Below are 1,235 nucleotides of genomic sequence, written 5' to 3' on the forward strand. Positions count from 1 at the left end.
CGAACCCGAGATCGGAGCTGATGACCTGCCCGCGCTGACTGCCTGACCCCTCATCAAGGAGAACGCAGCGCTACACCACTACCTGGGACTTGACCCTACCAATGCAAGGAATGCACGCACGTGTGGCGCCAAGACACCACCCGGGCCGCTGAGCCACGCGCGAAGATCTCCCGCCGCGGGCTGCGGTGGGGACTGGAAGGCCTCGTCCTCGCGCACCTGAGCGTGGCCAGGGTCGCGGCCGGACTCGGGGTCGCGTGGAACACCGCCAACGACGCCATCCTCGCCGAAGGCAGACGAGTCTTGATCGATGACCCAGGCCGGTTCGACGGCGTCAAGGTCCTTGGGGTCGACGAGCACGTATGGCGCCACACCCGCCGCGGGGACAAGTACGTCACCGTGATCATCGACCTCACCCCGGTCCGCGATGACACCGGACCCGCCAGGTTGTTGGACGTGGTCGAGGGCCGCTCGAAACAGGTCTTCAAGACCTGGCTCACCGGCCGACCCCAGGCCTGGCGCGACCATGTCGAAGTGGTCGCGATGGACGGGTTCACCGGCTTCAAGACCGCCGCTGCCGAAGAGCTACCAGACGCGGTCGCGGTGATGGATCCCTTCCACGTGGTCCGATTGGCCGGCGACGCGCTCGATGAGTGTCGCCGCCGGGTCCAGCAACTCATCCACTGCCGCCGGGGCCACACGGAGGACCCGCTCTACAAGGCCCGCCGGACCCTGCACACCGGTGCGGACCTCCTCACCGAGAAACAGGCCGCCCGACTGCGGGATCTGTTCGCCGACGACGCCCACGTCGCGGTCGAGGTCACCTGGGGGATCTACCAGCGCATGGTCGAGGCTTACCGCCACCTCGACCCCGCCACGGGTCGTGAGGTGATGACCCGGCTGATCGCCTCGCTCAGCAGCGGGATACCCGACGGACTCGAGGAGATCTCCAAGCTCGGCCGCACCCTGAACCAGCGCGCCGCCGACGTGCTCGCCTACTTCGATCGACCCGGCACATCCAACGGCCCCACAGAGGCGATCAACGGACGACTCGAACACCTCCGCGGCTCAGCCCTCGGGTTCCGCAACCTGACCAACTACATCGCCAGATCCCTGCTCGAGTCCGGAGGCTTCAGGCCGCAACTATGTGAAGTCTCAAGAGATCGAGGACGCTTCTGTCTCGTGACATCGTGGACAGCCGGTCTCACGACATCCTGGACGGTTCGGTTCTGGTATGG

At 66.4% G+C, this 1,235-nt stretch carries 1 pseudogene; it reads left to right on the forward strand.

Annotation, left to right across the window (positions count from 1 at the left end):
• Nucleotides 1-96: 96 nt before the first annotated feature.
• Nucleotides 97-1,235 (forward strand): annotated as a pseudogene (locus tag ACFWQC_RS28325) (ISL3 family transposase); the annotation flags it as partial.

Origin of the sequence: Nocardioides sp. NPDC058538, assembly GCF_042719275.1 — a bacterium.
Taxonomy (GTDB): Bacteria; Actinomycetota; Actinomycetes; order Propionibacteriales; family Nocardioidaceae; genus Nocardioides.